Origin of the sequence: Streptococcus saliviloxodontae (assembly GCF_016908655.1) — a bacterium.
In the GTDB taxonomy this organism is placed as follows: domain Bacteria; phylum Bacillota; class Bacilli; order Lactobacillales; family Streptococcaceae; genus Streptococcus; species Streptococcus saliviloxodontae.
On record NZ_JAFBEI010000001.1, the window covers coordinates 47,711 to 66,303 of the forward strand.

The window sequence follows — 18,593 nt, forward strand, 5'->3', positions numbered from 1 at the left end:
TAAAAACTTTTTTGTCCATTCTACCAGCTGGCTTTTTTTACTCCAGGGAGTTGCCCTTTGTGAGCTAGCTTACGGAAATTGATACGGCTAACACCGAATTTTCTCATGTAGGCATGAGGGCGTCCATCAATCATATCTCTATTTTTGAGACGGTTGGGATTGGAATCCCTAGGGAGTTTGCGGAGAGCCTCATAGTCTCCTTTAGCCTTGAGTTCACGACGGAGGTCTGCGTACTGTTCAATCAGTTTTAGTTGTCGCTCATACCTAGCAATTTTAGATTTTTTTGCCATTTCTATCTCCTTTAGATACCTTAGTTGTAAAATGATTAACCAGTTAACTATATATATCATATCATTTTTGAGGAAAAGGTCAAGAAAAAATTAACTGGTTAATAAAAAACAACCAACTTGTAAATAGTTGGTTGTTTTTCATTAGACTTGTTCGGATACCCTGAAATTTGGGACAATAACATTTCACAAACTTATTTGTATCAGTTATTTTAAAATTAACTCACTTAGTTACCGAACAAGTCTATTAATTATCAGTTGCCAAGATAGTAAGGGAATAGGCACTGAGGATATTTTTGCTTAAATCTGTTGCTAAGTTATTGCTTAGTAGGATACGCCAGTTTGATAAGTCCTGAACGAGGGGGAGCAAATCTTTTTGTCGATTCGTTATTAAAACACGATAGTTTTTGGTGCCTAAGTCAATATCATAGCTAACAAGGCCCGACCCATTCTGAGCTTGATTGACAGTGATAGCTTTGCTAATATCTTGATAATCCTCCAGTGAGAATTGCTTATGTTCTCGTTTGAGTTGAATGAGCTGCTTGAGGAAGTCATCACTTTCTTGGTAAGGACTAGCTAGGTTCCAGTCGATCTGGTTGACCTTGTCAGGGGCATTGTAGCTATTCATAGCCCGTTCTTTGTCTGAGACTGTTAGCTGTCCTTTGTCACCTGTGGCTACCAGTTTACTACGGTTGAAGCTTTGTCCAAGCTGCATAAAGCAGAGTCCTTGGGAGATGATATTAAGAGCGCTAGCTAATTGACAACGGCGATCATGCGTTTCCTGATTATCTTGCGGATGCAGTGCTAGGAGCAGGTCATTAAGGGTGTAGTTGTCATGGGCTTCAACGTAGTTGACGACTTGGCTAGTTTTTTGGTAGGCAACAAATGCTGCGCTACCAGCCAGAGCTTTCATGAGATCTTTTTCGACAGGTTGACCTGAAACAAAACCTTTTTTGAGTTCCCCAAAAATTTCAGCTCCTTTGATGCTATCTCTGGCATCATCGTTGAAAAATCCGATACGCTCTAGTCTATCAGCATGTGCTTTGATAGCCTTATCTTCTTGTTTGAGACCACAAGCCATGTCCCAACCTTCTCCGTAGATGATGATATTTGGGTCAATCGTATCCAGAGCTTGACGGATTGCCTTCATTGTCTCAATATCGTGTAATCCCATAAGGTCAAATCGGAAACCATCAATGTTATAGGTCTCTGCCCAGTAGAGGATAGAGTCAATCATATATTTGCGCATCATTTCTTTTTCGCTGGCAGTTTCGTTGCCGCAGATAGAGCCGTTATAGAAGATACCATCAGCTTTAACTCGGTAGTAATAATAGGGAACGCTCAGCTGAAAGGCAGAGTCAGTTTTAGAATAGGTATGGTTGTACACCACGTCCATGATAACACCAATACCTGCATCATGATAGGCTTGGATAAGTGTTTTAAGTTCTAAGATACGAGCCTTAGGGTCACTTGGATTGCTCGAAAAACTGCCGTCAGGTACATTATAGTTTTCAGGATCGTAGCCCCAGTTGTAGAGGAGATTGCCCTCTTGGTCAAAGCTTTGGTGGTGATCAAAGATGGGTTGTAGTTGGACGTAGCTGATAGGGCTTTCTTGTAAGTAGTCCAAGGTCGTAGCAAGACCTTCTGCATTGCGCGTGCCAGTCTGGCAAGCTCCCAGATAGCTTCCTCTAAGATTTTCTGGTACACCTGAGCTTTCAGAGATAGAGAAATCACGAATATGCATCTCATAGACAGTTGCCTGACTTAGATTAGACAAACGCCAAGGAGCGTCGTCACCGTGACAAACACGGAAGTTTTCAGGCTCGATAGCTTTGGCATCTAGGAGAACGGAGCGTTTTCCGTCAGCTGTGACAGCTGTGCTATACGGGTCTCTAGTTTCAACCAGACGACCATCAGCCTGCTCGATACGGTAGCAAAAGACGGTTTCCTTGTAGTCACCCTCTAGCTTCGCAAACCAGACGCCCTGGGTATTGTACTTGTGCTCAGAAGTGTTGATTTCTTGTCCACGTGTCATAGGGATGAGTTGACTGACCTTGTCTGCGTCAGCCTTGTCATAGAGGACAAGCGACACCTTCTCAGCTGTAGGAGCCCAAAGTCTAAACAAACTTTTTTCAGGCTTGTAGCAGTAACCTAGCCAGCCATCAAATCCCCATTTTTGATCAAATGCTTGATGGTTGCTTGCCATGTCAAAGGCGGAGCTATCTGTCTGGCGGTAATGTGGACTGGTGATAGCTGCTTCATAGGCTAAATAAATCTGGCTGTCGCCCTCAATCAGCCAAAGCTCAGGAAAATCAGCTCCATTTGACGAAAAGGTATAGGTGTTTTGGGAATCGCTTACAGAAACCGTCTCTAAAAGAGGAGAACTAGCTAGCTCTCCTCTCCAACCGAAACGATCCTGTTCCAACCAATTTAGCTCAACAGTTGATGTCAAAACAGGGACTGTTTGTGCCTTTGGTGAATGATAATGAACAAGTTGTTTCATAATAACTCCATAGGTATCATTGACTTGATTTTGAAAGATGTTAGAACAGCAGTGCCGTGATAAAACCTCTCAAAATACTGGTCATTAAAAATAGTTTCGTTTGTTAATAGATATCATCTCAGATTAATTTAGTCTGGACTGAGATTTTAGATACGTTTTTCAGACTCTAGGTCAAAGAAGTGACCTTTGGCAACGTTAAAGGTTAGGTTAACTTTTTCTCCAGGATTATGGAAATCACGCGCATCGACACGAGCTGCAAATTCATCTTGCCCTAGTTTAACATAGAGCATAGTCTCAGCACCTAGAAGCTCTGACACAACAACTTCAGCAGTTACATTGGCGTTAGGGTAAGCTTCTTGGACGATATGTTTGCTAGAGATATCCTCTGGACGGATGCCGAAAATCACTTTTTTACCAAGATAACCTTTTTCTTCCAAGATTTTAGCCTGACCAGCTGGAAGAGCGATATCTAGCCCTTGGTCGTTAGTGAGGGCATCTTTAGAAACCGTCACTTCAAAGAAGTTCATAGCAGGGCTTCCGATAAAGCCTGCGACGAATTTATTAGCAGGTTCGTTGTAGAGTTCTTGTGGTGTACCGATTTGTTCAACACGACCGATAGTACCTGAACCATCAGGATTTTTTGTTGAGCTCATGATAACGATGCGGTCAGCCAAAGTCATGGCTTCTGTCTGGTCGTGGGTAACGTAGATAGTTGTCGCACCGATACGACGGTGAATTTTAGCGATTTCGGCACGCATTGAGACGCGGAGCTTAGCATCCAAGTTTGATAGAGGTTCATCCATCAGAAAGACCTTAGCATCACGGACGATAGCACGTCCCATGGCAACACGCTGACGCTGACCACCAGAGAGGTCTGCTGGTTTACGTTCGAGGAATTCTGTCAAACCAAGAACGGCTGCTGCTTCACGAACACGTTGGTCAATGTCATCTTTTTTGAATTTGCGTAATTTAAGTCCAAAAGCCATGTTTTCATAGACAGACATGTGTGGGTAGAGAGCGTAGTTTTGGAAGACCATAGCGATATCGCGGTCTTTAGGTGATTTGTCATTAACCACTTCACCATCAATGAGGAGTTGACCTTCGGTGATGTCTTCTAGACCAGCGACCATACGAAGCGTTGTTGATTTCCCACAACCAGAAGGACCAACGAAAACGATGAATTCTTTGTCTTTGATGTCGAGATTGAAATCTTCTACAGAGTAGTGGGTGCTGTTTGGGTATTTTTTAAAGATATGATTAAGATTTAATGTTGTCATAGTAATGTTTCCTAACTAAGTGCGTTTTCGAGATTATTTAACAGATCCGCCAGTAATGCCTTCAACGTAGTATTTTTGCATGAACATGAAGAGAAGGGTGATTGGAATGGCGATAAGAACTGACCCAGCTGTAAAGGACATGAACCAGTCGTTGATGGTATCTTGTTGCAACATTGAGAAGAGTCCAATAGCGACGGTGTATTTGCTTGTCGCATCTCCGAGGATAACCTTGGCAAAGATAAAGTCAATCCATGGTCCAATGAAAGCCATCAAGGCAGTATAGACGATGATTGGTTTTGATAGTGGTAAGGTAATCTTGAAGAAGATGTCTAAACGACTAGCCCCGTCAATCATAGCTGATTCGTCCAATGAGTAAGGGATGGTATCAAAGAACCCTTTGGCGATGTAAAAACCAAGTGCTGCCCCAGATGAATAAACAAGGACAAGAGCGGTAAGTGTTTGGTCAAGATTGAGGGCTTTTAAGATATAGTAAACTGCAATCATGCTCATAAATCCAGGAAACATGTTAAGGACAAGAGCAAGTTTTAAGAAACCATTTCTGTGTTTAAATTTGATACGGCTGAGTGAGTAAGCCATTGCTACCGTAATAAAGGTTGAAATGATACAAGAGAAGACGGCAACAACCAAGGTATTCATAAACCAGCGTCCAAATGGGAAGACATTCTGAGTGAAGAGTTTGGTGTAGTTATCAAGAGTCCAGGTTTTTGGAATAAAGTAGTTAACGTAGGCAGTTCCCTCACCACGGAAACTAGTTAGGACAACCCAAGCGATGGGAAAGAGCCAAATGATTGATAGCACAATCAATAATATATAGGTAAAACTGAGTGTTAGGCGTTTTTTGTTTTTCATTATTTAGCAGCTCCTTCCTTGTAAGAACTTGTACGAGTGTAGGCAAGCAAGCTAAAGACGGCTGAGATGACAAAGATAAGGATACCGATAACAGAAGCGAGATTGTAGTCGGCTGCTGTCACAGTCAAGTTGTAGAGCCATGTCACCAAGAGGTCAGTGCTACCTGCTTGATAGAAGTCTGAATTAGTTGGTCCACCGCCAGTAAGGAGGTAGATCACGTTGAAGTTATTGATATTTCCGATAAATTGCTGGATGAGAGTAGGCGCCATAATCAAGAGAATTTGAGGGAAAGTAATCGATTTGAAAATCTGGAATTTGCTTGCCCCATCAATTTCTGCGGCCTCAATTTGTTCTTGTGGAAGGTTCATAATGATACCAGTGGCAACCAGCATAGTGACTGGAATACCAACCCACATGTTGACAAAGATAATAGAAAATTTAGCCCAGATAGGATCTGAAAGGAAAGGGATTGGGTGTGCAGCTGAAACCAGTCCAATTTTCTCAAGTAAGGCATTGACAGGACCAGCATCGTTAAGCAAGTTTCTCATGATAAGAAGTGAGATGAACTGTGGTACAGCGATGGTGATAACAAAGATAGTACGCCATACTTTCTTGAAGCGAAGTCCTTTAGTATTGATAATCAAAGCAAGAACGATACCAAAGAAGAAGTTAGTCACTGTTGCAAAGACTGCCCAAATCAAGGTCCAAGAAAGAACAGGGAAGAAAGTACCAGCCATGCGACCGTTTAAGATATTACCAAAGTTGGTGAACCCTACCCAATCAAAGAGGCTCTTTGGAGGAAGGTGATTGTGGTCGTAGTTGGTGAAAGCCAAGCAGACCATGTAAATGAGTGGCAAAATGGTAAAGAGCAAAATTCCAATGAGAGGAACTGACATCAGCGTCATATGGAAGCGACCATTGGTAAGGGTTTGTAGGTCTTCCTTGAAATTTGGAATCTTAAGACCTTCTTTTTTGATGACATAGAGGTTACGGGCACTCTTGAGGTTGCACCAATAGATGTAAACAAAGACCAAGCAAAAGATCACAGAAGCTAGTCCAAAAATCAAGAGTAGCATAGAGTTATCACCCTCAGTAGCTACCTGAATCTTTATCCCATCAATCGTTTTTGTTGTCATGCCTTGTGTCTTAGTACCAAGAGTTATCAATCCTTTTAGAGATGGGATGATCTGATTGATAAAGGCGATGAGAAAGAGAATCTCTGATAAAAGAAAGAGGGCTCCCTTGATGATTTGCTTATTGCAAAAGTTAGCAAATCCCATGATGAGATAGGAAAGTTTAATGTCTGGTCCTCCTTTTTTAAAGGCTTCTAGGACCGGAACAGTGTCAAAATGTTGTTTCATAATGTCCTCCTAATAAGGCTTAGATTTGAAAATCACTACTAAAATTTTCAGCATTGGAAACTTTAACAATAATTTCCAACCTACAAAAAAGAAAAGAGTAGGAAAATGAGTTCCTACCCTTTAAAACAGTCCTTATTTAGCAGATGCTAAATCTTTGTCAAATTGTTGCAATTTAGATAGGTATTGATCTGAAGTGATTTTACCGTTGTAAGTATCGCTGAGAAGAGCAGCACTTTCAGTCCAGAAAGCAGTCATTTGGCTAAGTTTAGGTGTTACGACTGTGTAATCTGATGAAGATGCCATCTTAATAACAGCTTGTGCCAATTCATCTGATTGTACTTCTGAAGAAGCTTGAACCTCTTTGTTAGCAGGAACGATGTTACGTCCTTCGTAAGTGAATTGGTTCTTTTGGCTATCAGCACTTGTCAATTTAGCAGCGAGTTTGTAGCTTGCAGCGATACGTTTTGTATCAGATCCTGCAGGTGCTTGGTTGACTGCATAGAGTTTCACACCGAGGAAGGCTTTTTGTTGGACAGTTTTGCCACCGATTGTGATAGTTGGGTAAGCAGCAACACCAATATTATCTTTACCGACAGCTTTTTTAGCAGCAGCAAAGTCCCATGGACCTGATTCGATTGCAGCGACAGAACCGTCACCGAATTTAGACATAACGTTTTCAGAAGTGAGGTTGACAAATCCTTTGTTGTCTTTTTGGTCTGCTAGCCATTTAAGAACAGAAACCCCAGCATCGTTGCCCCAGTTTGTTCCTTTGGCATCTTCTCCGTTAGTTCCAAAGAGTGTGTCACCAACTGACATAAAGAGAGGAGCAGTAGCGTAAGCATTGACTTGTTTGAAAGTTGCTCCAAAGGTTGCTTTACTGGTAATAGTTTCGTAGTTAGCAACGTCTTCGGCTGATAATTTTGATTTATTGTAGAAGAGGACTTGAGACTCAATACCAAATGGGAAAGCGTAAGTCTTACCTTTGTATTGAGCACCTGCGATGGCTTGGTCAGTATCTTGAGCTTGGATATCTTTGGTGTATGATTCTGGGATTTCTTGAATAACACCTGATTCTACCAATTGACCGAGTTGGTCATGAGGTAGAGAGAAGACATCAGCCGCTTTACTTGGATCCTTTTTAACATTTTCTTGTGCTTTTGAGTCGTTTGATTCAATGACTTTAACTTTATAGCCACTGTTTTCTTTTTCAAATTCCTTAACAACTCCTTGGTAGGATTTTTTAGCCCCTGTTGGTACCCACAACTTGATGGTTGTTTTACCTGATGCAGCATCAACCTTATGAGCAGTTGTACCAACTAGAAAAGCACTAGCGAGTGTAACTCCTGCGACTGTTGCGACCATTTTCTGCCATTTTTTCATAATAGTAACCTCCTAAGCAGATTTAAAAACTTTACACACTTATTATGCAACCGTTTGCAAAAAATGTCAAGGCGTTTTTGCATAAAAATTTTATACTTAAAAATATTTTTTGAATTTCTTGCGACCTTTTTCAATCTATTGTAAAATTTAAGCTATGAAGAATTAGAAGAAAAGAGGTGACACGTTTGGTAACGATTAAGGATGTTGCAGCTAAAGCAGGCGTCAATGCCTCAACGGTCAGTAGAACTTTAAAGAATAGTTCAAGTATTTCAGAAAAAACAAAGGAAAAAGTCAGACGTGCTATGGAAGAGCTAGGCTATGTCCCAAATGTTACCGCAGCGCGATTGGCGAGTGGTTTAACCAAGGCTATAGGTTTGATTTTACCCCCTATGACGACACCTGATCGTATCAGTCAGCCTTTCTTTATGGAGATTTTAGCTGCGGTTAATGATGAAGCTAGGCAGCATGATTTGACACTTTCGATTGCGACAGGGACATCTTTGGATGATCTCTATAACCAAGTTGTCTTGATGTATAAGCAGAAACTGGTAGATGGTTTTATTATTCTCTATTCTGAAAAAGGAGATCCCGTCAGCCAATATCTGCGTTCTAATCAGATTCCTTTTGTGATTGTTGGTCAGGCAGAAGAATTGATGAATGAGGTCACATTTATCGATAATGACAACCAACTGATGGCACGTACAGCAGTTGATTACCTTCACCAAAAAGGACATCGTAATATCTTATTTGTCACAGATGATCAGCGTAGTGAGGTTTATCTGGAGCGTTACTTTGGCTATGTTAGAGGAACAAGCAGTCTAAATTTACCTATTTTTGATAGTGGCGTTTTTGACCGTCACGATGCTGAGACGCTTGATCATCTGATTGAAACGATTAAATCCAATCAGATCACAGCAGCAGTAGTCATTGATGATATGCTAGCGGTACGCTTTATGCAGTTCCTGTCATTCTATGGCATCAATGTTCCCCATGATATCTCTATTATTTCCTTCAATAACTCAACTTATTCACGGATTGTTCATCCTTATTTGACCAGTTTTGATATTAATATTGAGACACTTGGTCGAACAAGTCTTCAGCGTCTACTAGAGAAAATAAAAAACAGTGATGTAAAAGCTGAGAAGATTATTGTTCCTTTTGACTTAAAAGAAAGAGAGAGCGTGAGACGCCTGAACGGTGGGGACGATAATTGAGCATTATATAGAAAAAAGATAAGGCAATTCCCTTTTTCATTAGGGTGATTGTCTTATTTTTTTGAAAAAAAACCAAAAATGCATTGACTTACGCAAACGTTTGCGTTATACTTTTTATGAAATCAAACGAAGGAGTATTTAGGAATGAAACGTGCAAGTGGTATTTTGATGCATATTACCTCTCTACCAGGGGATTTTGGAATTGGAACTTTTGGTCAAGAAGCCTATGAATTTATTGATTTTTTGGTAGAAACGAAACAAACTTATTGGCAAATTTTACCCCTAACAACAACTAGCTATGGTGACTCTCCTTACCAATCTTTCTCAGCAGTTGCAGGTAATACAAATCTCATCGATTTTGCAAAATTGGTTGAAGCTGGCTACCTTAGCCAATCAGACCTTGAAGGTGTCACTTTCAGTCACAGAGACGATCAAGTTGATTATGCTTTACTATTTGAAACACGTCGTCCTATCTTAGAAAAAGCTGTTGCTAACTTTCTTGCAAGTACAGAAGGCAGTCAACAGTTAGGAGCATTTGAAACTGAGCAGAGCTCATGGCTCCAAGACTACGCTGAATTTATGTCACTTAAAGAGCACTTTGGTCTTAAAGCTTTGCAAGAGTGGGATGATGAAAAAGCTATCTATCGTGACCAAGACAGCTTGACAGCTTATCGTGAACAGTTAGCAGAAGCTATCCTTTATCATAAAGTGACTCAGCTTTTCTTCTTCCAACAATGGCAAGAGCTGAAAGCCTACGCTAATGCTAATGGCATTGCCATTATTGGTGATATGCCAATCTACGTTTCAGCTGACAGTGTGGAAGTTTGGACACAACCAGAACTCTTTAAACTTGACTCAGCTAAGAAACCCGTTTGCATTGCAGGGTGTCCTCCAGATGACTTCTCAGATGTTGGTCAACTTTGGGGAAATCCAATCTATAACTGGGATTACCATGCAGAGACTGGTTACAAATGGTGGATTTACCGTATTCAAGAATCATTCAAACTTTATGACTACCTTCGTATTGACCATTTCAAAGGTTTCTCAGACTTCTGGGAAATTCCTGCTGGTGAAGAGACAGCTAAAAACGGTAAATGGGTGTCAGGACCAGGAATTGCACTCTTTGATGCAATCAAATCAGAGCTCGGGGAACTTCCTATCATTGCTGAAGACCTTGGTTATGTTGATGACAAAGCTAAGAAACTCTTGGCAGATGCAGCCTTCCCAGGTATGAAGATCTTAGAATTCGGCTTCTACGACGTTACAGGTCACAGTATTGATATTCCACATGTTTACACTCAAAACAGTGTAGCTTATGTTGGAACTCATGATAACGAAGTTGCTAACGGCTGGTATGAGAACCTTGACAAAGAGCAACAGGACTTTGTCAATGCCTACACTCATCGTAAAGAAGGTGAAAGCATTACTCAAACGATGCTCAGAACACTCTTTGCGACAGTTAGCAACACTGCTATTGCATCAATGCAGGATGTCTTAGATCTACCAGCAGAAAGTCGTATGAATATCCCTAACACGCTTGGTGGCAACTGGTCATGGCGTATGACTAAGGATGACCTTAAACCATCTCAAAAAGACTATCTATTAACATTAACAGAACTATATCAACGAGGAAATGAAGATGACAACAACTAATTTCACAACTTACGTATCAGAACAAGGACAAGATCTTGCTAATTTAACTAATGAAGAAATCTATTTGCAACTTCTAAACTACGTTAAAAAAGAAGCAGCAGGTAAAACTAAGAATACAGCTAAACGTAAAGTGTATTACATTTCAGCAGAGTTCTTGATCGGTAAGCTCCTTTCAAACAATTTGATTAACCTTGGTATTTATAAAGAAGTTAAGGAATCTCTAGCTGCTGTTGGTAAATCTATCGCAGAAGTAGAAGATGTGGAGTTAGAACCATCACTTGGTAATGGTGGTTTGGGACGTTTGGCATCATGTTTCATCGACTCTATCTCAAGCCTTGGTATCAATGGTGAAGGTGTTGGGCTTAACTACCACTGCGGTCTCTTCAAACAAGTTTTCCGTAATAACCAACAAGAAACTGAGCCAAACTACTGGATTGAAAACGATTCATGGTTGGTTCCAACTGATATTTCTTACGATGTACCATTCAAAGATTTCATTCTCAAATCTCGTTTGGACCGTATCGATGTTTTAGGTTACAAACGTGACACTAAAAACTATCTCAACCTCTTTGACATCACAGGTATTGACTATGGTCAAATTCAAGGTGGTATCGAGTTTGACAAGACTAATATTGTCCGTAACTTGACACTCTTCCTTTACCCAGATGACTCAAATAAAAATGGTGAGTTGCTTCGTATCTACCAACAGTACTTTATGGTATCAAATGCTGCACAGCTTTTGATTGACGAAGCTATTGAACGTGGCTCAAACCTTCATGATTTGGCAGACTATGCTTATGTTCAAATTAACGATACACACCCATCAATGGTTATTCCAGAGCTTATCCGTCTCTTGACTGAAAAACACGGAATTGACTTTGATGAAGCTGTTTCAATCGTGAAAAATATGGTTGGTTACACTAATCACACTATCTTGGCAGAAGCTCTTGAAAAATGGCCTTTGGACTACCTTAACGAAGTTGTTCCGCACTTAGTAACTATCATTGAAAAATTGGATGCTCTTGTGCGTGCAGAAGTTGCTGAGCCAGCTGTTCAAATTATTGATGAGTACCAACGTGTTCACATGGCTCACATGGATATTCACTTCTCAACTTCTGTTAATGGGGTTGCTGCCCTTCATACTGAAATCCTTAAAAACAGTGAGTTGAAACCTTTCTATGACCTCTACCCAGCTAAATTCAACAACAAAACAAACGGTATCACCTTCCGTCGTTGGCTTGAATTTGCCAACCAAGACTTGGCAGATTACATCAAAGAATTGATTGGTGATGACTACCTTACAGATGCAGCTAAATTAGAAAAATTATTGGCATTTGCAGACGACAAGGACGTTCATGCTAAACTTGCTGAAATCAAGCACAAGAACAAACTTGCCCTTAAACGTTACCTCAAAGAAAACAAAGGCATTGAGCTTGATGAGAACTCAATCATTGATACACAAATCAAACGTTTCCACGAGTACAAACGTCAACAGATGAATGCCCTCTATGTTATCCACAAATACTTGGAAATCAAACGTGGCAATCTTCCACAACGTAAGATTACGGTTATCTTTGGTGGTAAAGCAGCTCCAGCCTACATCATCGCTCAAGATATTATTCATCTTATCCTCAGCTTGTCTGAACTAATCAACAATGACTCTGAGGTTAGCCCATATCTTAACGTTCACCTTGTGGAAAACTACAATGTTACCGTAGCTGAGCACCTCATTCCTGCAACTGACATCTCTGAGCAGATCTCACTGGCTTCAAAAGAAGCATCAGGAACTGGTAACATGAAATTCATGCTTAACGGTGCCCTTACCCTAGGGACAATGGACGGTGCCAATGTGGAAATTGCAGAGCTTGCTGGACAAGAAAACATCTACACATTTGGTAAAGATTCAGATACGATCATTGATCTTTATGCAACAGGTGGTTATGTATCACGTGATTACTACGAAGGTGATCAAGCTATCAAAGAAGCTGTGGACTTTATCGTCAGCGAAGAATTGCTAGCGCGTGGCAATGCTGAACGTCTCGGACGCCTTCACAATGAATTGATCGTCAAAGACTGGTTCATGACCCTCATTGACCTCAAAGAGTACATCGCTGTCAAAGAACAAATGTTGGCTGACTACGAAGACCAAGACGCTTGGATGACAAAAGTCGTTAAAAACATTGCCAAAGCAGGTTTCTTCTCAAGTGACCGTACTATCGAACAATACAACCAAGACATCTGGCACAGCCAAGACTAGTCTTAACTAGACTATCAGATTACTAAAAAGCCTTCTACAATTCATTCATTGAACTGTAGAAGGCTTTTTAGGTGAGGGAGTGTGCTAATCATGATATTTTCAACAAACATTAAGGCAGTAAAAAATCAATCAAAGCAGCTTTCTTACTAGAAATCTGCTTTGATTGATTACTTTTGAGCTTTAAGCTTTTCGTTTAGTTAGCGTGTTGTACCTATCTTACCTGACGATTGTCCACCTTAAAAATGGCAATCATATCATATAAGATCCATGTTTTTTTAGGGTATGAGATATATTTAGGTGACCATTTAGGATTGAATTTCTGCTTATACTGGCGTAAACCACCGAAGGAATAAAATTTAGTTGAAAAAGCGTAAACCAGATAAGCGATTTTTTCTTGGTAGAAACTACCTTCTAGTTGTCCTACATTTGATAGCGGAGCCATTCCCAAGCTGAAGTAAGTGACCCCTTGCTCTTTGAAATAAAGCATCAGCTTAATGAAAAGATAGTCCATGACCCCATTTGGAGCCTTATCAACATCGTAACGCATCAAATCGATACTAGAAACTTCTTGATGATTAGTAATGAGGAAGTTGACAAAAGCAACAATGTCACCGTCAGGATTCTTGACAACTGCAATTGGGGCTTTTTGAAGGTAGTCCCTATCGAAGAAACCTAGAGAAAATCCTTTTTCCTGTCTTCCATTCAACCAAATGGTTGAGATGTCTTCTAATCGATCAAGCAACTCTTGATCAAAGGGCTGCTCAATAACCTGGAAGGTATAGCCCTTATTATCAATTTTGTTAATGCTAGTTCGGAATTTTTTACCGTGTTTGCCTTCTGTTGAAAAATCAGCTAAAGGGACATCTGCGCTTTCACCAAACTTCATGAAGTCATAACCAAATTCATGCAGTAAAAGAGTTGTCTCTTGGCTAACTTCATAGAAAATAATTTCCAGATTGTTTTGGTGTGCTTGAGTAATAAAATGAGAAAGCGCCTCACGATAGCAAGTGGCATCCCCAATCGGATCAGCCATGACTAGGCATTTGTTGTTCTCGATTGCAAATTGAAAGACAACCTGATCAAGGCCATTATCTTGGTACCAAAAGAGGCGTTTGTCACCAAGATAAGCTAGAAAAGCATCAACATCACTTGAAGGGAAGCGTTCTAGGAAAGCAGAGTAGCGTTCCTCGTTAACTGTTTCTCCGAAAGCTTGCTTCGGTTTTATCTGACGTAAGATAAGTTTGAAAATGACATAAATGATTAAGGCAGCAATCACAAAATGGATCCAATAACTAAATAAATGTACCAAATGCAGTTTATGGTGTGGCAAATGCCTTTCAGGATGAAACTGTCCACTAGCAAATAGGAAAATAAAACCTGTCAGGCTAAAAATTGCCACATCTCTTGTCACATCTTCCCAAGAATAAATAAAACTAGAGCGGGTTAATTGAGACCTTCCTGAGAAGACTAAGACAATAATCACTGTCAAAAAGAGGCTGGTTGCGTATGACATACTGCCAATATTGACATAGATAAGACTGATAAGATAAAGTATGACTGTCAGCGGCAAGACGATTTTTAAGCGACGTTTCATCAAGCGCCCGACTAAGATAAACAAGCTCCCCAGTAGAATGCTTGGAAATTGCCAGATAAGCTGATTTTGAATCGGATCGACATGACCAATCAGGGGCAAATCGTGTAATTGGGTTGGAATAAGGGCTGATAGGATGAGGGAAATTCCCATTAAACGGACTAGAAAAACTTGACTATTTAAAACGGTCACATCTGTCACAGTTTTGGGAATACCTAGGTATTTTTCGTTTAACTTTCCGCCCATTAATTTCAAGAAGAGAATAATACCAATGCAAAATGGGATAATATAGTAGCAAATACGAAATAGTAAAATCCATGTTAGAGAGTCTGCTGTGCTAATGCCTTGAGCTTGTAGACTCGCCAACATCAGTAAATCAAAACTCCCCAAGCCACCTGGAATCATGGAAGCCATTCCTACAGTTACTGAAATGATAAAGAGTGGGATAAGAACAGAAATCTGTAACTGATACCCCAGAGCTAGACCAACGGCATAAAAGGTCAGCATGACCATTGTCCAGTCTAAAAAAGATGTTGCTACCAATTGGGAGATGCGTTTTTTGGAGATACCACCAAAAAAGCGTAGATTGTTTCTACTAGAGACAAAGAGAATCACAGGAAGATACAGAGCGGCAAAAACTAATATTAGCCAAAACTTACTCATCCCTTGGACGGTGACACCTCCCCCTAATAATGCAAGGGAGATGAGGGCGTAAAGAGACAAGCCGGCCATAAAGTAAGGTATGACCTGAGAAATGCCCTGCATGCTCTCAGTACTTTCTTCTTCATCTGCATAGAAGGAATAGCGTAAGCCGACATCGACAACCCCTGCAAAACCAGCCAAGTTGTTAATAGAATTAATGACCCAACTGGTCTGAAGGATATAAGGTAGAGAGTGTTTGCTTTTGATCTCTTTATTCAAGATGATGTCGTAACCGATCATGACCAAGACGCTTGCTAGTCCCAGGATGATTAGTGGCACGATGCCCCACACTGATACCCGATGAAATCCTTGTGATAATTGATTTAAGGTTACTTCATGCCGTAATTTGAGTAGTTCAAATAGAACGAGGATAAAAATAGATACAAAGAATACTGTTTTGATAACCGATCGTTTTTCTTTTAAGATGTTGCTGACTTTCTTCACGCTAACACTCCTTACTCTTTTGATATAATGCTAGGATCCATTGATTAAAGTGATTGGTTTGACTATGGGCAGGATTATGCCCTGCTCTGGGAAGGATAACGAGTTCACCTTTGGGATAGAGTTTTGCAATTGCTTGATTATGACTGGGTTTGATAAGGTCCCACTTGCCTACTAGGACAATAACTGGGTAGTTGGTATCAACAAAATCACGAGGACTCACTAAAACGTCCTCAGATAGTAGTTTTGCGACCGCTAACCGTTGGTAGAATTGTCGAGATAAGGTTGCCAAACCAGAGAAGAAGATTTGCTCAATCCTAACAGCTAGGCGAATTGGGAACCATAAGCCAGACAGACTCAGGTTACCTCCATTCAATAACAAGCCTGCAATACGCTGAGGGTATTTGCGACTATAGACCATGGCTAGATTGGCGCCATCACTATGACCAACTACCAGACAGGAAGAGACCTTTAAAAAAGCTAACAAGCGCTCCACATCATCTGCCATCATCTCAAAGTTCAATTCAGTCGTTTTAGATGACTGACCGTGTCCACGAGTGTCTAACAGAATCAATTGAAACTGGTCTGCTAAATCTCTTTGCTTTTTAAAATAGTTGTGGGATAAGCCGTTTCCGTGTAAAAAAAGGATTGGGAATCCTTTTCCTATGATGTCATAAGACACATATTTTTTGTCATCAATAAAAAATTGTTTCATCAGATGTCCTTATCTAGGTTGATTTTGATAACCCTATCTCCATGAAAAATCGTTGGAATGAGACGATAGCGTGCTTGACCAGATTCAAATAAGAGGTAAAGTGAGCTCCCTTCTCCGCTTATTTCTTCTAAAAATGGTGGCAGAGAGATGACTCTTTTGGCATTTTTTTCATCAAAGTCAAACGACTTGTCTGCCAAACAGTTATCAAACAATAAGACTTTAGAGTTTGCAAGGCCGTAAGATACAGATAAAACAATCTGGTCTTGATAAAAACCCATTCCTTGGATTTTTTGATTGGTTTTCCAAGATTGACTAGCGACTAACTTCCCAGCTTTGAGCTGTCCGTCTATTCCTATATCATAAACTTCTAGACTTCCTGGTTTTTTAACATCGAAGGAGCCTGTATACAGTTTATTGTTATGGTAATAAAGGTAAGAAGTTCATTTTATCTCAGCTAAGTTGGTTACTGAAGTTAATGTTACCGGTTTCTGACGGTGTTCTAAATCATAATCTTCTAGTTCTTTTAAGGAGATAGAGACGGTCTGTGCCCTTCGCTTTGCATTGTCAGTTGCTACCCAGAGTAGTTGGTTATGGCCATTGTAGGCAATTCCTCCCACATGATCAGTATTATTAAGGGAGATCGTCTTAAGATAACGACCAGTTTTTTTATCAATAAGCTAAATGATAGAATTATAGGTCTTAGTTTTACTGTAGGCTGAGATATCTATGTACTTGTCTTCAATGCTAGCAAGTCCCTGTGGATCCATATCAGTGGCCTCACCAAGTACTTGATTTCCTTTTGGGTTAAGCAGCAAGGCTCTAGCGCGTGCTAAACCAGGGATAACATAAGTTGGCCGATTTCCACCTGTGTCTAATAGTTTGTAAAACGGTGACGTAGTTCCCAATCAAAATCCAGCTGAGATTAGGAAACAGGATTGGTATTAGTGCCATTAACCATCGTCATCTTTGGTAAGGAAAATAGGTAACGGGAATACCATAAGGATCCAAATGCTAAGCAGACAACTGCTATACTGATAGATAATAATTTCTTTTTCATTTTCGTTTAGTTTGTTGTACTGATTTCAATCGTATTGACAATAACACCTGTTTGAAGATAGTAGCAATGGAGTCTTACCAATGCAGACTTCCGGCTACCCAGCCTGAGCAGAGGGCAGCAGTGATATTGAAGCCACCTGTATGAGCATTGATATCTAAGACTTCACCTGCAAAGTGTAGCCCAGGAACTTTCTTACTTTCCAAGGTTTTAGGATTGATTTCAGTCAGCTCGACCCCACCCTTGGTCACGAAGGACTTGGCTAGCGACATCTTGCCAGTGATAGGAATAGGCATGTCCTTGATAGTCTGGATGACTTGCTCCAAGTCCTTGCTGGATAATTGCTTGACCTTGTCGGCTGTAATAGGCTGAGCGATAAAGTCTGCTAAGCGTTCAGGAAGGACTTCCTTGAGGGCATTTTTGAGTGATTTTTCTCTTTTTTCAGTTAAATAGCTGAGCAGGTCATCAGCTGTCATCTGAGGTAGCAAGTCTAGATGGGCGATCTCTCCACCTTTGACAAAGCTTGATAGACGCAGTGCTGCTGGGCCAGAAAGACCAAAGTGGGTGAAGAGTAGGTCATGGGTGATGACATGTTTGTCATAACTAAGTGTCACATCGTCCAATGAGATCCCCTGTAGTGCCTTGTGAGGAAAATCAGTCAGAAGAGGGCTTTCGGCAGCCTCTAAATCAGTCACCTCAATCTTGAAATGGCGAGCAATTTCGTGACCAAAGCCAGTCGAACCAGTTGAAGGATAGGATTTACCACCTGTTGTGACGACAAGCTTTGAGCTCGTAAAGAGATTTTCTTTGGTCTTGACTTGGAAGAGGTCGTCTATTTTTTTGACAGAGACGACTTCTGTATTGGTCAGGATATGACCGGATTGCTCTTTGATTTTTTTCTCTAGAGCGTCAATGATGGTGCGTGATTTGTCTGTTGTTGGAAACATACGTCCATGATCTTCAACTTTTAAGGCGACCCCATTGTCCTCGAAAAAGGCAATGATATCGTGGTTGTCAAATTGAGAAAAGACGCTGTATAGAAAGCGCCCATTGCCTGGAATACCAGCAATGAGGTCATCTAGTGTACCGTTGTTGGTCACGTTACAGCGTCCGCCACCTGTACCGGCTAGTTTCTTGCCGAGTCTTTTGTTCTTTTCAATGAGAAGAGTACTTTGGCCGTAGTAGGTGCTGGCGATAGCAGCCATCATACCAGCAGGCCCACCTCCGATAATAATAGTGTCATAATGTGTCATGATGCTATTCTAACACAAATCATTATTCTGAGATA

Annotated in this window: 15 protein-coding genes; 3 read left to right on the forward strand and 12 right to left on the reverse strand. The window is 40.6% G+C overall.

Features of this window, described 5'->3' with window-relative positions:
- Nucleotides 1-20 precede the first annotated feature (20 nt).
- From rpsN to JOC31_RS00270, 6 genes are all read right to left on the reverse strand, one after another.
- Nucleotides 21-290 carry a 30S ribosomal protein S14 gene (rpsN, locus tag JOC31_RS00245; RefSeq protein WP_205016212.1) on the reverse strand — a complete coding sequence of 90 codons (270 nt, stop codon included), beginning with the start codon at nucleotides 288-290 and terminating at the stop codon, nucleotides 21-23.
- A gap of 244 nt (nucleotides 291-534) precedes the next feature.
- Nucleotides 535-2,790, reverse strand: a complete 2,256-nt coding sequence (gene pulA, locus JOC31_RS00250; protein WP_205016213.1) for a type I pullulanase — start codon at nucleotides 2,788-2,790, stop codon at nucleotides 535-537.
- Between the two features lie 146 nt (nucleotides 2,791-2,936).
- A complete protein-coding gene (locus tag JOC31_RS00255; RefSeq protein ID WP_205016214.1) occupies nucleotides 2,937-4,067 on the reverse strand; it encodes an ABC transporter ATP-binding protein in 1,131 nt (376 codons plus the stop codon).
- Nucleotides 4,068-4,100: 33 nt separating this feature from the next.
- Nucleotides 4,101-4,937 carry a sugar ABC transporter permease gene (locus JOC31_RS00260; protein WP_205016215.1) on the reverse strand — a complete coding sequence of 279 codons (837 nt, stop codon included), beginning with the start codon at nucleotides 4,935-4,937 and terminating at the stop codon, nucleotides 4,101-4,103.
- On the reverse strand, nucleotides 4,937-6,298 hold the full coding sequence (locus JOC31_RS00265) for a carbohydrate ABC transporter permease (protein WP_205016216.1): 1,362 nt from the start codon (nucleotides 6,296-6,298) through the stop codon (nucleotides 4,937-4,939). The genes JOC31_RS00260 and JOC31_RS00265 overlap by 1 nt, the downstream gene beginning before the upstream one ends.
- Before the next feature lie 132 nt (nucleotides 6,299-6,430).
- Nucleotides 6,431-7,678 carry an extracellular solute-binding protein gene (locus JOC31_RS00270; protein WP_205016217.1) on the reverse strand — a complete coding sequence of 416 codons (1,248 nt, stop codon included), beginning with the start codon at nucleotides 7,676-7,678 and terminating at the stop codon, nucleotides 6,431-6,433.
- Nucleotides 7,679-7,863: 185 nt separating this feature from the next.
- Here JOC31_RS00270 and JOC31_RS00275 point away from each other — a divergent pair, with 185 nt between their 5' ends.
- The 3 genes from JOC31_RS00275 (at nucleotide 7,864) to glgP (ending at nucleotide 12,802) form a co-directional block, all read left to right on the forward strand.
- Complete coding sequence (locus tag JOC31_RS00275; protein WP_205016256.1) at nucleotides 7,864-8,892, forward strand: LacI family DNA-binding transcriptional regulator; 1,029 nt, start codon at nucleotides 7,864-7,866, stop codon at nucleotides 8,890-8,892.
- A gap of 144 nt (nucleotides 8,893-9,036) precedes the next feature.
- Nucleotides 9,037-10,545: a 4-alpha-glucanotransferase gene (malQ, locus tag JOC31_RS00280; protein ID WP_205016218.1), complete on the forward strand. Its 1,509-nt coding sequence runs from the start codon at nucleotides 9,037-9,039 to the stop codon at nucleotides 10,543-10,545.
- The gene (gene glgP / locus JOC31_RS00285; protein ID WP_205016219.1) at nucleotides 10,532-12,802 is read left to right on the forward strand and encodes a glycogen/starch/alpha-glucan family phosphorylase; all 2,271 of its coding nucleotides are present in this window, start codon (nucleotides 10,532-10,534) and stop codon (nucleotides 12,800-12,802) included. The genes malQ and glgP overlap by 14 nt, the downstream gene beginning before the upstream one ends.
- Before the next feature lie 211 nt (nucleotides 12,803-13,013).
- Here glgP and mprF read toward each other — a convergent pair whose 3' ends face one another.
- The 6 genes from mprF to aao all read right to left on the reverse strand — a co-directional run bounded on the left by mprF (nucleotide 13,014) and on the right by aao (nucleotide 18,558).
- Nucleotides 13,014-15,539, reverse strand: a complete 2,526-nt coding sequence (gene mprF / locus JOC31_RS00290) for a bifunctional lysylphosphatidylglycerol flippase/synthetase MprF (RefSeq protein WP_205016220.1) — start codon at nucleotides 15,537-15,539, stop codon at nucleotides 13,014-13,016.
- Nucleotide 15,540: 1 nt separating this feature from the next.
- Nucleotides 15,541-16,251, reverse strand: a complete 711-nt coding sequence (locus JOC31_RS00295) for an alpha/beta fold hydrolase (RefSeq protein WP_205016221.1) — start codon at nucleotides 16,249-16,251, stop codon at nucleotides 15,541-15,543.
- Nucleotides 16,251-16,529 carry a hypothetical protein gene (locus JOC31_RS00300; RefSeq protein ID WP_205016222.1) on the reverse strand — a complete coding sequence of 93 codons (279 nt, stop codon included), beginning with the start codon at nucleotides 16,527-16,529 and terminating at the stop codon, nucleotides 16,251-16,253. Before JOC31_RS00300 ends, JOC31_RS00295 begins: the two co-directional genes overlap by 1 nt.
- A 162-nt stretch (nucleotides 16,530-16,691) precedes the next feature.
- On the reverse strand, nucleotides 16,692-16,868 hold the full coding sequence (locus JOC31_RS00305; protein WP_205016223.1) for a hypothetical protein: 177 nt from the start codon (nucleotides 16,866-16,868) through the stop codon (nucleotides 16,692-16,694).
- 60 nt (nucleotides 16,869-16,928) lie between these two features.
- Nucleotides 16,929-17,156: a hypothetical protein gene (locus JOC31_RS00310; protein ID WP_205016224.1), complete on the reverse strand. Its 228-nt coding sequence runs from the start codon at nucleotides 17,154-17,156 to the stop codon at nucleotides 16,929-16,931.
- A gap of 226 nt (nucleotides 17,157-17,382) precedes the next feature.
- Nucleotides 17,383-18,558, reverse strand: a complete 1,176-nt coding sequence (gene aao / locus JOC31_RS00315) for an aminoacetone oxidase (protein WP_205016225.1) — start codon at nucleotides 18,556-18,558, stop codon at nucleotides 17,383-17,385.
- Nucleotides 18,559-18,593 lie beyond the last annotated feature (35 nt).